A 13,196-nucleotide genomic window follows, 5' to 3' on the forward strand; every position below is an offset into this window, starting at 1 on the left:
TGTGGCAGGTAGCGCTCGGCGAAACTCCATTTTGCAACGCTCTTCGATAGCCTGCTAGGAATCTCGATGATAGCTTGCTATAGGGGCGACTTACGCAGTTCAATCTCGATTTAATCTCGAGATAGATTGAAAAAAGGTGGAAGCGCAATGATGAAACTGCGCGATATCCGTAAGCTCATGGTTGAAAACAAGCAACTCCTTGAGGAGGTGTTGATCGTCAGCCGATCGGGCAAGTCTTTCAAGCTTCTATCAAACAACCAGTCCGTTCTTGATGAGCTAAAGGTTCGGCTGCGTAATCTGATTGATCCTTCAATCACGTCGCTTGACGAGCTTCAGGAGATTGTCATCTTTGAAGGCGAGGCGCCTGAACTGCCGTTCTCCCTTCGGCGATGGGATCAGACGCAACAGGAGAGCCTGCGTTTTCGCGATTTCAGGAAGACGCGAGTGATCTTGGACGGCTCCAGCGGCCTTTTCTTTCTGCAAAACCGCAAGTCTTGTGTTGTCCGTGGTGCTTGTTCGGCGCATCTGGATGACATTGAGAAGTTTGTGTGCCAGCAGTTCGCAAACGCCTTCTTGCTTGACGGCGGCGTTATTTGCGATGCGACCTGTATTCGGATTGGAGATCGAGCCTTGGCAATTGCTGGCCCGGACTGGTCTGGGGCAAACAATCTGATCAAGGCCATGCTCGCAGATCCACGCGCCCAGCTGATGACAGAGCACAGCATGCTGCTCACTGGAAAGCCAGGGCTGCGGGCGCTTGCGCAGGCGGCAGATTCCTGGTGCATTACGCCTTCGATGGATGGCGAGAACAAGCACAAAAAGGCAAAGAAAAAGAACCGGGCAGCAGATAAAGCCCACGAGCTTTCGGTCACGTCGACCAGTGAAGTGCCGCTGACGGCTTTGGTCATGTCGACAAGAACGGACGGGGGTGAGCAGGATATTGAGCTTCGCCGCATCAATCCGTTGGCTCGGCCTGGCCTTATCAATTCACTGATGGTGGAAAGCAGTCCGTTCCTTCAAAAAACCGATGGCACCTTCTTAAGCCCCGGCGAAGGGCCTGAAGTACGTAGCTATGTGCAGCAGCTACAAAATGTTGCCTGCTATGAAGCGCGGATTGACGGCTCCTCGTCAGATGTAACGCAGGCCGGTCTGGCTCTGTTGGGATCAGCTGCTTAAGAATGAATAAAATTACTTGTTAGTGCTTATGGGCTTTGCCATCTGCTGACCCCATTTGAAAGGCAATGAGCTGGAATATCAGCATTCTAAAACAATAAAGAAAGAGTATGTATGAGCATCTCACGTCCGAACGGCGCAGCGACAAGCGCCACGGATGGCTTTGTCTCCATTCCGGTAGCATTCCTGAACACAGCTAAAAGATTGGGCTCTGATCCTGCGTACTATGTTCGCGGCACCCAAGTGTGGGAACCCACAAGCTGGACCGGCTATGCTGAAGAAGTATGTCAGGCGGCCAGAGCCCTGATTGCCAGCGGGGTTAGGCCCGGAGATACGGTTTGCATCCTGAGCTATAACCGGCCGGAATGGGCGATTACAGATCTCGCGGCGATGATGATTGGCGCCGCGCCCACGGGCATCTACTGGACAGCTTCCCTCGATGAAGTGCGCTACATCCTGCGCCACAGCGAGGGCCGGGTTCTGGTGGTGGAAGATGAGGCGCAGCTGGCGCAACTTGAGGAGCATTTGCAGGACTTTCCGCACCTGCGCCGAATAGTGCGCCTTAATGGTTCTCCCGCTTCTGACTTGGAGCTCGACTGGCAGAGCTTTATGGATCTCGGGGCCCCGATAGGGGAGCTGGAAGAAGAGCGTCAGCGACGTCTCGCTCGTATTGAGCCCGAAGATATCGCGTTGCAGATTTATACGTCAGGCACCACTGGAAAACCCAAGGCTGTGCAACTTAGCCATCGTGCGCTGCGCGAGGAGTCGAACGGCCTGACCTCAGTCCAGCGCATGACAAATGAAGATCGATATCTCTGCTATTTGCCGTTGGCACATGTTGCGGAGCAGGTGGGTACGATCATCCAGCACAGCGATCACGGCTATCGGGTGTACTTTGCGCGCTCAATCCCTCAGGTGCCAGAAGACCTTAGAGAAGTCAGACCCTCCATCTTCTTTGGCGTCCCGCGCGTCTATGAGAAGATGATGGTCAAGATCCAGGAGCGTCTGGATCAGGCCGAAGGGTTCAAGAAGAGGCTGGCATTGTGGTCGTTGAGCACCATGAGAGAATGGTACGAGCGCCGCATTGAGGGACGTGCAACCGGGCCGCTGCTTGATTTCAAGGCAAAGATTGCGAAGGCATTGGTTATAGACAAGGTTCAGCGCACCATCGGATTTGATCAGCAGCACATCATTATCAGCGGCGGTGCGCCACTTCCTGTTGAGGTTCAGCGGTTCTTTCTGGGGCTTGGCGTCGTGTTGCGCGTGGTCTACGGAATGTCGGAGACCTGCGGTGCGACAACCTTCAATTCTCCGGAAAACACGCGCATAGGTTCTGTCGGCAAGCCAATCGAAGGCATGGAAGTGAAGATCGCCGAGGATGGTGAAATCCTTTGCCGGGGCGGCGCGAATTTTACGGGCTACTCCCACGATCCTGAGGCGACCGATGAGGTCTTTGATGATGGTTGGCTGAGAACAGGCGACATTGGGTATATCGATAGTGATGGTTATCTGTTCATCACAGGGCGCAAGAAAGACATCATTGTTACGTCAGGTGGCAAGAACATTGCCCCGGCCAAGCTTGAAGGGCTCCTCGGTGGTATTCCGTTGATTGAGTATTCTGTCGTTGTTGGCAACAACCGAAACTATTTGGGGGCACTCCTGTCGTTGGATCCTCAAGCGCTCGCAGAGTTTGCAGAGGCGCGTGGAATTGCCTCGGACAAGGTCTTGGACTCCCCAGAGTTGCATGAGACGCTCAGTCAAGGGATTGAGCGGGTAAACGCTTCTGTGGGCCGTGCGGAACAGATCAGAGGTTTCCAGATTATTCGAGATGGCCTGTCAATCAATGCTGGCGAGCTTACCGCGACCATGAAAGTAAGGCGCGCTGGTGTGCTTGATAAGCATGGCGCACTCGTTGACAAGATTTATGCTTCTTGAAAAACAAAGCCCCGCAGAACTTCTGCGGGGCTTCTTTTTACCTATTCATCCAAGTCTTAATCTTCGAGGAACCACTTAGCTGCGTTGCGGTAGCAAATGTCCTGAATGATGCCGCCTGCCAGATCAAAATCAGCAGGAATATGGCCCTTTGCCATCCATTCTCCCACCATCTTACAGAGCAGACGACGGAAGTATTCGTGGCGCGGGAAAGACAGGAACGAGCGGCTGTCGGTCAACATGCCCAAGAACTGGGAGAGAAGACCCATCTGTGCCAGCTGTGTCATCTGGCGTTCCATGCCGTCGAGCTGGTCATTGTGCCACCAGCCTGTGCCTGCCTGTACCTTGCCGCCGATAGAGCCATCCTGGAAATTGCCTGCGGTCGTGACGACAACTTCGTTCTTGGTTGGGTCCAGGCTGTAAAGGACGGTGCGTGGCAGCAGGTCTTCCTGATCCAGTGTGTCAAGGAACTGGTTCAGTGGATTTGCCAGCTCGCGGTCATCTATGCCATCAACGCCTACATCTGGACCAAGTGCCTTGAACAGGCGCGTGCGATTGTTACGAGTTGCCCCCACGTGGATCTGCATTACCCAACCGCGTCTGGCGTATTCCTTGCCAAGAAACACCTGCACGGCAGACTGGAATGCGGTGATGTCGTCAAGGTTCAGGCTCTCAGCATCGAGGCCGAGCTTGAAAATACGCTCCAACTCCGCTGAGCCTGGAACTGGCGAGAACAACATGCAATCGAGGCCATGATCTGCGGCGCGGCAGCCGTGCGCATCGAAATGATCAAGACGCAGCTTGAGTGCTTCAAGAAGCTTCTCGTAGGAAGAGATTTCGAAACCTACAACACCGCCGAGGCGTTCGATATAACCCGGGAAAGCTGGCTTGTTGATCTTGAATGCGTTGTCTGGGCGGAAGGTTGGACGCACTTTCATGGAAATGTTGGCGTCCTCGGCGATCTGCTTGTGATAACGCAGGTCGTCAGCCGGGTCGTCCGTGGTGCCGAGCATGACCACCTTCTGCATTTCCAGAAGGCCGCGCGCGCCGAACTCCGGCTTGGCCAATTTGGCGTTACAAGCCTCCCAAACATGGTCAGCCGTCTTTGAAGACAGAACCGTGCCTTCGAGGCCGAAGTAGCGGTACATTTCCAAATGGGACCAGTGATAAAGCGGGTTGCCAATAAACTTTGGCATCACCTCAGCATAGGCATTGAACTTGTCGCGAAACGTGGTTTCGGTGCCTGTGATGAAGCGCTCATTCACACCGGCCCAACGCATGGCACGCCACTTGTAGTGATCTCCTGCAAGCCAGGTGCTGCCAATATCTTCAAACTGCTGGTTCTCGGCAATCGCCTTCGGATCGAGGTGGTTATGGTAGTCAACGATCGGCATGTCTGCCGCATATTCATGATAAAGCTTCTGAGCCGCTTCTGTTTCAAGCAGGAAGTCTTTTCCTAGGAATGGCTGCATAACGATCTGGCCTTCTATTTTCTTAAGATACGGCGGCGGCCTGCATCTTGAATGTGTGATGAAGGAAGCTGACCGGCCCGATCTGTCGCCTGTAGCAAATCGTGGCCGGTCGCAGAGGTCCTGACGTTTGGGACCTGTCTAGTTGGCAAGGTCGGCGACGGCTTGACCTGCGCCCTTGTCAGCTACTTCAGCATAGGCTGCGTGGACAGATTGAGTGAACTGCTCGTTGGCCACAAGATCAGCCGGGAAGACTGCATCCAGTGCCAGAAGAGCATTCACATACGCTTCGCGATCGTCGCCATATTTTGACACGATCTCGGCAAGGACATCTTTCATTGGGTCCACGACCTCAAAGGTTTCCTCACCCCGCTTGCCTTTGATGTAGTTCATCCAGCCGCCGATTCCGAGGATCAGGTGGCGATGATCAGTTCCATGCTGAAGGTGATAGCGGACTGAGTTCAACCAGCGCTGAGGCATTTTCTGGGTGCCGTCTGCTGCAATCTGCCAGGTGCGGTGCTTCAGTTGAGAGTTGGAATAACGCTTCAAGAGCATGTCTGCATACGCAACAAGGTCCACATCACCCGGTACGTTCAGGGTTGGGCGCTGTTCATCAACCATGAGTTTGCGAGCTTCTGCATAGAACACAGGATCTGCTGCGCAATCGGCAATGGTTTCCTTACCAGCGAGGAAGCCAAGGTAGGCCAAGAAGGAGTGCGATCCATTCAGCGTACGCAGCTTCATTTCTTCAAACGGCTCAACATCGGCAACAAGCTGCGCTCCGGCCAGCTCCCATTTCGGGCGGCCAACCTTGAAGTTGTCTTCAATGACCCACTGACGGAACGGTTCGCAAACGATGCAGTTCGGGTCAGCCTGACCGCCCAATTCTGCGCGGACGATATCGCGGGACTCATCTGTCAGCGCCGGTACGATGCGGTCGACCATTGTGGACGGGAAGGAGACGTTTTCCTTCACCCAAGTGGCGAGGTCCGGATCCACCTTAGCTGCAAATTCCTGTACGGCAATACTGGTCAAATGCCCGTTGTGGGGCAGGTTATCGCAGGACATCACGGTGACGGCCCCAATTCCCAGTTCGCGCCGTTTTGCGAGAGCTGCAACGATAAGGCCGATTGCGGTCTTTGGGGTGTTGAGGTTTTCAAGGTCATGCTGGATCATCGGGTTGTCCGTGTCCAGATGCTCATTCTTGACGCAGTAGCCTTTCTCCGTGATCGTCATTGAGATCACTTTGAGGTCTTCTTCTGCGAGACCATCGATGATGGCCTGAATGCCATCCCGCGCAACGTGCTGAGTTTCGCACACAGCGCCAAGAAGGCGGGTGGATTTGCCTTCGTCGCTGGTCTCTACAAGTGTGTAGAGGCGTTGATTTTCGTCCAGCATGTTGAACAGGTCCGGTGTGCCGAACAGTTCAATCACTCGCATGCCCCAGTCGTCGCCACTGGCAACGAGTGTTTCATGCAGGTGCATTGCAATGTGAGCCCGGGCAAAGGCGCCAAAGCCAATGTGTGCAACGCGTGCCTTCAGCTTGGAGCGGTCATAGGCTGGCCGTTCGACACTGCTTGGTAGCGTGTTCAAATCGAGAGCTTTGAATTCTGTTCCCATTGGTGATCAACCTTTAAAATTCGCTGAGGGCAAAAGTCATGGATGCGCTTGGCAAAGTTTCCCCGTTCATTGACAGAGGAATATCCAATCCATTGGTGCCAAGTCCTGCAACACTGACTGTGATCTGTCGTTCGCCGGGCTCGAGGGTGCCCGACCGTTTCACGACGAGCTCATTGCCGGATGATTTTCCGGTCAATTGTATTTCGAGAGTTGAGTGCTCTCCCTGTTCCCATTGATGACTGATGCCATCGTCTTCAAAGACGGTTGTGGTGCGTGTACCAGTTCCCTGGAACGGGAATACGGCCAGCTCTTCCACGTGGCATTCAGTTGTGTTCTTGGCAAATGCGTTTGCCAGCGGAATTACCGTACCTGCGCGGACAAACAGTGGCAGACGCTCAAGAGGGGCGTCAACTGTTATGGTTTGACCACCGGCGTGATAAATACCAGTGTCAAACTCATACCAACCAGTACCATTGTTTGGCAGGTAAACTTCACGGGTGCGCGCTCCTTTTTCGACGACAGAAGCCACCAGAATGTCGTCGCCGAGCATGAAGTCATCATTCTCCGCAAAGGTGTTGGTGTCGTCTTCATGATCCATCAAAGTAGGGCGGATCATGGGTTCATCATTTACGTGGGCGCGCCATAGCAGGGTGTAGAAGTAGGGCAGGAGCTGTTGACGTACCTGCATGGCCGCACGGATCATCGGCGTGACTTCCGGATACATCCAAGCTTCGTTCACCGTATGGTCGTCGTTCCAGGAGTGAATGGTGAAGCGCGGATGCATGACACCGTTCTGAACCCAGCGCACAAACAGTTCCGGATCCGGGCGATCGCCAGAAAAGCCACCAACATCATGGCCGATGTTGTAGATGCCTGACATGGACAGGCCGAGGCCCATTTTCACGTTGTACTTCAGATTGTTCCAGGCGGTGCGGTTGTCGCCGGTCCACGTTTGAACGTGGCGCTGAAGGCCTGGGCACCCGCTTCTTGAGATCAGGTATGGACGTTCTGCTGGCGCAAACTCCAACTGAGCTTCTTCTGATGCACGCATCATGAGCAAGGAGAACAGCGGGCGAATAAGGCCAACGTCAATTGGTTCGCCAAATCCATCGCATTGCGCCTTGAAGTCCCAGATTTCATACTCGTTGTTGTCGTTCCAGGTGGATCCAATGCCACGGGCCAACAATTGATCGGTGACGTTCTGTTTCCACCAATCAATGGTTTCCTGTTTGGTGAAGTCCAGATGCGAGCCGTCAGAGTCCCAATAGAGAGAGATTTCGGGCTGGTCGGCTTCACTGTCCTTGATGAACAGGCCCCGCTTGGCCAGATCCCCGTAGGCTGGATGGCTGGTCAGCAGGCATGGCTTGATATTGGCCGCCAGATTAATGCCCGCCTTGAGGAACTTGTCGGTCATTCCCTTTGGATCAGGGATCTTGTCGTAGTTCCAGTTGAAGACGTAGCGCAGGTTGCCGATGGAAGTATAGCCGGAGGAAAGCTGGAAGCTGTCGCATGGAATGGCGTGCTCTTCGACCAGATCGATAAAGCCTTCAAGTTGCTCCTGCGCATTGGGCGCGTCGGTGTAAGACATGGTCGAGCCGGAATAGCCCAAAGACCACTTCGGAGGGAATGCTGTCTTACCGGTCAGACGCACTTGCGCCTTTGTGACCTCTTTAATGGTCGGACCGAGGGTGAAGTAGTAGTCCAGATCCCCGTCTTCACAGCGGTAGGCGCGGTAAGCGACATGGTAGTTGTCGAGCTCGTTGCCGAGATCGAACCAGCATGTGGCCAGATTGTCGTAGAACACACCGTAGGCGATGCCGCTTTCACTCTTGGTTATGGTGAAGGGCAGGTGCTTGTAGAGCGGATCTGTTGTCTCAGCGTCATACCCCATGGCGTCGAGGTTGCGCATTTCATAGCGACGACCGTTCCGTTGCAGATTGCCTGCTTTTTCTCCCAGTCCGTAGTACCGGTCACTCTTGTAACGGCGCAGGAAGTGGGAGTTCTTGTTATCGCGCAGGCCAAGCATGTATGCATGCGTTGGACGGTCCGCAGCGATGTTGATCCACTCGCCGTTTTCGTCCTTCGCATCCCAGATCAGTGCGAGCGGTGTCACCACAGTGACGCGAAGTTTGGCGGTTTCGATGACCAGTTTGTCGTCGCTCACTTCCTGTTTGAACTGCGGAAGCGAGAAGCCGTCAGTTGAAAGGCGTGACCGTCCCTCCCACGGAACGGTTGTCCCGTGGGGCTGAATGGACCAGGTGCGGCCCTGACGCAGTTCCTTGTTGTTCTGAAGCAGGACGCGGACAACGTCGTCTTCCAGAACAAAGATGGAGAACAGGTGGCGGCCGTCGACTTCAAGATCGACGCGGTTGCCATCGGTGGAGAGATGAGACCAGTGCTTCAGTGCTTTCATTTTTTTACCCTCCGTATCCTAGGATTACCCGTGGCAGGAACAGGCTGATTTCCGGGACGAATGTGACGAGCATGAGGATTGAAATCACGGCCACGTAGAACGGGAGCATCGGCTTGATGATGTCCTTGATGGCGACCTTGCCCACGGAGCATGAGATGAACAGGGCGCTGCCCACCGGCGGAGTGATGATGCCGATACACAGGTTGTAGGTCATCATGATGCCGAAGTGGACCGGGTCCATGCCGAGCTCGGTTGCCACCGGCAGGAAGATTGGCGTGAAGATCAAGAGTGCTGGGGTCATGTCCATGAAGGTGCCGATGACCAGCAGGCACAGGTTGATGACCAGCATGATGATCAGCGGGTTCTGGGAGACATTGGCCAGCGCATCGGCGATGGCGTAAGGAATGTCGGAGAACGCCATGGCCCAGGACATGCCGATGGAACAGCCGATCAGCAGCAGCACGATGGAAGAGGTGATGGCCGATTCCAGGATCACGCTTGGCAGATCGGTGATTTTCACTTCCCGGTAGATGAACACCGCAAGTACGAGCGAGTAGACCACGGCCACCGCGGAGGCTTCCGTTGCGGTGAAGATGCCGCCGATGATGCCGCCCATGATGATGACAATGAGCATCAGGGGCAAGATGGCGTCGAGGGTCTTGTAGAGCACTTCCTTCATGGGCGGCATGGGGATGATGGGATAGCCGCGTTTGGCGGCAATGATGCCGGCCACGACCATTACGCCCAGCCCCATGAGAATGCCGGGAATGTAGCCCGCCACAAACAGGGTGGCCACAGAGGTGCCGCCTGAGATCAGGGAGTAGACGATCAAGGTGGAGGATGGCGGAATGAGCATGCCGGTTGGGCAAGAGGCGGCGTTGACGGCTGCGGAATAAGCCGGGTCGTAGCCTTCCTTCTTCTGCAGCGGGGACATGATGCCGCCGACCGCAGCAGCCGATGCCACGGCCGAACCGGAGATGGCGCCAAACAGCATGTTGGCCAGCACGTTACAGTGGGCCAGTGCGCCCGGCAGGCGGCCGCCCAGAACCTTGGCAAGCTCGATCATGCGGGCTGCGATGCCGCCCCGGTTCATGACGTTGCCGGCCAGAATGAAGAACGGAATGGCCAGAAGGGTGAAGCTGTCCAGACCGGTGGCCATGCGCTGTGCCACCACGAACACGGCTTGGTCGAAGGACATGAGAACGGTGATGCAGGTGACGGTTGCCAAGCCGATGGCAAAGGAAATCGGCACGCCGAAGGTCACCAGCACGGCGAATACGCCAAACAGGATAAGTGCGCTTTGCAGTTCCATGGGGATCTCTCTAACTCTCTGCTATTCAGCGGCGTCTTCGACGGGTTGATCGTTGGGCCCGGTGCCGGTGCCGTTGATCAGACCGATTGCGAATTCCACGCAGTAAAACAGGATCACGGCTCCGGAGAACGGAATGGCTGCGTAGATGTAGCCCATGGGGATGCGTAGGGCCGGAGACAGTTGGCCGGTGGCGAGGGTCTTTGTGACCAGATTGGAGCCGCCATACAGCATGATGGTGATGGCGAACACGGCAATGGCCAGGGTGATGAACAGGTCGGACAGCAGCTTGGTGCGCCCGACAAGAGAGCCGGTCAAAAGGTCAATGGCAAGGTGGCGGCGCTGGCCAAGCGTATACGCCGCGCCAATCAGACCAATCCACATGAACATGAACCGCGCCATCTCATCGGTCACCGTGCTGGGCTGACCAAGGATAAAGCGCGACACAACCTGCCACACAACACAAACAACAAGCACAGCAAAAACAAAAACCGTAACTGTGCTGAGTAAGCGATTAACAATATTCGATAGTGATTTCATTTCGATCATCCATCTGTCACTGAAGGGTTCAGCAGTGTCGCTACAATTGGTCCGCCAATTATCGGGAGGGTTCAACCTGCGCGCCAGTGCCCGGATTGTCGTCGAATTTGCCCTTCAACTTCGACTGAATTGCCGCAATGCTAGCGACTTTGCCCCCCAAAGGCAGCCCGCAAGAACACTTAGATTGCAATTTTGGTCGACCTATTTGCCCTTTTGGCCGATACGCCCCGTTTGGTATAAAGCTGATATACCTTGCGTGAGGTTTGGGTGGATCATCAAGCAAAAAACGCGTAAATCTGGTGTGTGCGCTAAAATCCCCTTGGGAGAAACAAAAAGAATGCGAGCGACCCCCTTTCTTCTCTCGTTTGTCATCTCAAGTTGTCTGGTTGCCTCTTCAGTGGCGGCCAACACCAAATTGTTGCGGCTGAGCCACAATTTGCCTACGGCGAATCCTGCGCATGTCTCTCTGGAATTTTTAGCTGATCGCGTAAAGGAGCTCACGGATGGTGATCTGCGCATTCGGGTTTTTCCAGAGGGGGAGCTTGGTACGCAGAAGGAAACCGTTTTGTTGATGCAGGAGGGGTTACTTGATATGGCCCGCTCCAACGCCGCAGAAATGGAAGCGTTTGAACCTGCATACGCGGTCATGAACCTGCCTTACGTCTTTGAGAGTGAACAGCACTATTATGATGTGCTGACAAGCGATATCGCCGATGAGATCCTTGAGGCATCAAGAGGGAAGGGTTTTATTGGCCTCGCCTTCATGGTGGATGGTTCCCGCTCATTTTATGCCAATACCCCGATCAACTCTCCGAAAGATCTCGAAGGTATGCGGATACGCGTGCAACCCGCGCCCTCTTCCATTCAGATGGTCGAGCTGTTGGGCGGGACACCTACGCCGATCTCGTTCGGTGAGCTGTATTCTGCCCTTCAAACCGGACTGGTTGACGGTGCCGAGAACAACCCGCGGGCGCTGATTGAGGTGCGCCATGGGGAGGTTGCCAAAGTCTATTCGCAGGATGAGCACACCATGATTCCGGGTGTGTTGATGATCTCAACGCGCGTTTGGGACACGTTGCCCAAAGAGCAGCAAGAGGCGCTGAGGCAAGCTGCGCGCGAAATGATGGATTATCATCGCGCGCTATATAACGCGCAGACGGAAAAGGTGATCGAAGAAGCTAGGACTGAGCTTGGTGTTGAGTTTGTTTCGGTCAACAAGGAGGCGTTCATCGAGGCCGTGCAGCCCATGTATGAGGAGCTTGCAGGGCGGTCCGAGCAGATGGCGGACTTGCTTCAGCGCATCAATGCCAAAGCTTCCCAAGCTAGTCAGTAGCTGAGGCATTCTGTTAAGCTAGATCGAAGAGAAATTTGCAGGTGTCACAACCCGTGCAGAATTTGGACATATCCTTTTGAAAGAGATGGGTGCATGACGCTAGTTCCACGCGCATTCATCAAGTGGTTGTCCAATATTAACGACTGGCCTTTCTTGTATGGTAAGGCAGTCAGATAACGTATGCGCTGAAAAATGCTGATTTTGTAGTGAATTATTCAGTTTTTCCGCATGCGAGACCCACCTTGAAATATTAGGTGATAACACTAAGGCGCATCAAAATAGGTTGACCAAATGGGGCAAAAGGTTTGATATCTCCTCCCATGCAGTCGATTCTCACTTGGGGTAAACGAGGGTGATCGTCTGTACCCTGAGCCAGATGGCCACGAATACAACGGGAGAAATATTTAATGTTCCGCAAGACACATCTTCTCGGCGCGCTTCTGACCTCAGTCGTGATGGTTGGCGCGACTACCGCTGACGCAAAGACGCTGCGTGTAAGCCACAACCTGCCTACAGAGAACCCTGCTCACATTTCTCTCGAGTACATGGCTGACCTGGTCGAAGAAAAGACCGACGGCGCACTGAAGATGCGCATCTTCCCTAACGCCCAGCTCGGCACTCAGCGTGAGTCCGTTGAACTGGTGCAGAACGGCCTTCTCGACATGGCTCGTTCCAACGCTGCTGAAATGGAAGCTTTCGAGCCTACATACGGCGTCATGAACCTGCCTTACATCTTCGAGTCCGAGCCACACTACTTTGACGTTCTGATGTCTGACGTTGCCGATGAAATCTTCATGGCATCCAAGGACAAGGGCTTCATCGGCCTGGCATTCATGGTGGATGGTTCCCGTTCGTTCTATGCGAACAAGGAAATCAGAACACCTGCAGATCTGAAGGGCATGAAGATCCGCGTGCAGCCTTCCCCATCCGCTATTCAGATGGTTGAACTGCTCGGTGGTGCACCTACACCAATCGCATTTGGTGAGCTGTACTCCGCACTGCAGCAGGGCGTCGTAGATGGTGCTGAAAACAACCCGCAGGCTCTGGTTGACGTACGTCACGGTGAAGTAGCTAAAGTCTACTCTCAGGACGAACACACCATGATCCCAGGTGTTCTGATGATCTCCTCTCAGGTTTGGGACACTCTGCCTGAAGATCAGCAGGCAGCACTGCAGGAAGCTGGTAAGGAAATGATGGCTTACCACCGCGACATCTACAACGAGCAGACCAAGAAGATGGCGCAGATCGCTCAGGACGAGCTGGGTGTGAAGTTCATCGAAGTTGAAAAGGGTCCGTTCATTGAAGCAGTTCTGCCAATGCACGAAGAGCTGGCTGCAAAGTCTGATCAGCTTGCAGACCTGATCGAACGCATCAAGGGCATGGCCAAGTAAGACCCCTCGGGTTTAC

The 13,196-nt window shown here is 54.4% G+C and carries 9 protein-coding genes; 4 read left to right on the forward strand and 5 right to left on the reverse strand.

The window, feature by feature from the left end; genetic code table 11:
* Window positions 1-147 precede the first annotated feature (147 nt).
* Both PUV47_RS12650 and PUV47_RS12655 read left to right on the forward strand, forming a co-directional pair.
* Window positions 148-1,176, forward strand: coding sequence for a hypothetical protein (locus PUV47_RS12650; protein WP_274218933.1), 1,029 nt, complete (start codon window positions 148-150; stop codon window positions 1,174-1,176).
* 111 nt (window positions 1,177-1,287) lie between these two features.
* On the forward strand, window positions 1,288-3,108 hold the full coding sequence (locus PUV47_RS12655; protein WP_274218934.1) for an AMP-dependent synthetase/ligase: 1,821 nt from the start codon (window positions 1,288-1,290) through the stop codon (window positions 3,106-3,108).
* Between the two features lie 56 nt (window positions 3,109-3,164).
* Here the strand turns inward: PUV47_RS12655 and uxaC are convergent, their stop codons facing one another.
* The 5 genes from uxaC to PUV47_RS12680 all read right to left on the reverse strand — a co-directional run bounded on the left by uxaC (window position 3,165) and on the right by PUV47_RS12680 (window position 10,456).
* A complete protein-coding gene (uxaC, locus tag PUV47_RS12660) occupies window positions 3,165-4,577 on the reverse strand; it encodes a glucuronate isomerase (RefSeq protein ID WP_274218935.1) in 1,413 nt (470 codons plus the stop codon).
* Between the two features lie 138 nt (window positions 4,578-4,715).
* Window positions 4,716-6,194: a mannitol dehydrogenase family protein gene (locus PUV47_RS12665; RefSeq protein ID WP_274218936.1), complete on the reverse strand. Its 1,479-nt coding sequence runs from the start codon at window positions 6,192-6,194 to the stop codon at window positions 4,716-4,718.
* Between the two features lie 13 nt (window positions 6,195-6,207).
* Window positions 6,208-8,607 carry a glycoside hydrolase family 31 protein gene (locus tag PUV47_RS12670; RefSeq protein ID WP_274218937.1) on the reverse strand — a complete coding sequence of 800 codons (2,400 nt, stop codon included), beginning with the start codon at window positions 8,605-8,607 and terminating at the stop codon, window positions 6,208-6,210.
* 4 nt (window positions 8,608-8,611) lie between these two features.
* Window positions 8,612-9,919 carry a TRAP transporter large permease gene (locus tag PUV47_RS12675; protein WP_274218938.1) on the reverse strand — a complete coding sequence of 436 codons (1,308 nt, stop codon included), beginning with the start codon at window positions 9,917-9,919 and terminating at the stop codon, window positions 8,612-8,614.
* Between the two features lie 21 nt (window positions 9,920-9,940).
* Window positions 9,941-10,456, reverse strand: a complete 516-nt coding sequence (locus tag PUV47_RS12680) for a TRAP transporter small permease (RefSeq protein WP_274218939.1) — start codon at window positions 10,454-10,456, stop codon at window positions 9,941-9,943.
* A 337-nt stretch (window positions 10,457-10,793) separates the two neighbouring features.
* Here PUV47_RS12680 and PUV47_RS12685 point away from each other — a divergent pair, with 337 nt between their 5' ends.
* The gene (locus tag PUV47_RS12685; protein WP_274218940.1) at window positions 10,794-11,789 is read left to right on the forward strand and encodes a TRAP transporter substrate-binding protein; all 996 of its coding nucleotides are present in this window, start codon (window positions 10,794-10,796) and stop codon (window positions 11,787-11,789) included.
* A gap of 407 nt (window positions 11,790-12,196) precedes the next feature.
* A complete protein-coding gene (locus PUV47_RS12690; RefSeq protein WP_274218941.1) occupies window positions 12,197-13,180 on the forward strand; it encodes a TRAP transporter substrate-binding protein in 984 nt (327 codons plus the stop codon).
* The last annotated feature ends 16 nt before the right edge of the window (window positions 13,181-13,196 follow it).

This window comes from Pseudovibrio exalbescens (assembly GCF_028737195.1).
GTDB lineage: Bacteria > Pseudomonadota > Alphaproteobacteria > Rhizobiales > Stappiaceae > Pseudovibrio > Pseudovibrio zosterae.

Coding starts and splice junctions, on each gene's coding strand:
- PUV47_RS12685 (WP_274218940.1), top strand. CDS start 10,794: ATGCGAGCGACCCCCTTTCTTCTCTCGTTTGTCATCTCAAGTTGTCTG.
- PUV47_RS12655 (WP_274218934.1), top strand. CDS start 1,288: ATGAGCATCTCACGTCCGAACGGCGCAGCGACAAGCGCCACGGATGGC.
- PUV47_RS12670 (WP_274218937.1), bottom strand. CDS start 8,607: ATGAAAGCACTGAAGCACTGGTCTCATCTCTCCACCGATGGCAACCGC.
- PUV47_RS12680 (WP_274218939.1), bottom strand. CDS start 10,456: ATGAAATCACTATCGAATATTGTTAATCGCTTACTCAGCACAGTTACG.
- PUV47_RS12675 (WP_274218938.1), bottom strand. CDS start 9,919: ATGGAACTGCAAAGCGCACTTATCCTGTTTGGCGTATTCGCCGTGCTG.
- PUV47_RS12690 (WP_274218941.1), top strand. CDS start 12,197: ATGTTCCGCAAGACACATCTTCTCGGCGCGCTTCTGACCTCAGTCGTG.
- PUV47_RS12665 (WP_274218936.1), bottom strand. CDS start 6,194: ATGGGAACAGAATTCAAAGCTCTCGATTTGAACACGCTACCAAGCAGT.
- uxaC (WP_274218935.1), bottom strand. CDS start 4,577: ATGCAGCCATTCCTAGGAAAAGACTTCCTGCTTGAAACAGAAGCGGCT.
- PUV47_RS12650 (WP_274218933.1), top strand. CDS start 148: ATGATGAAACTGCGCGATATCCGTAAGCTCATGGTTGAAAACAAGCAA.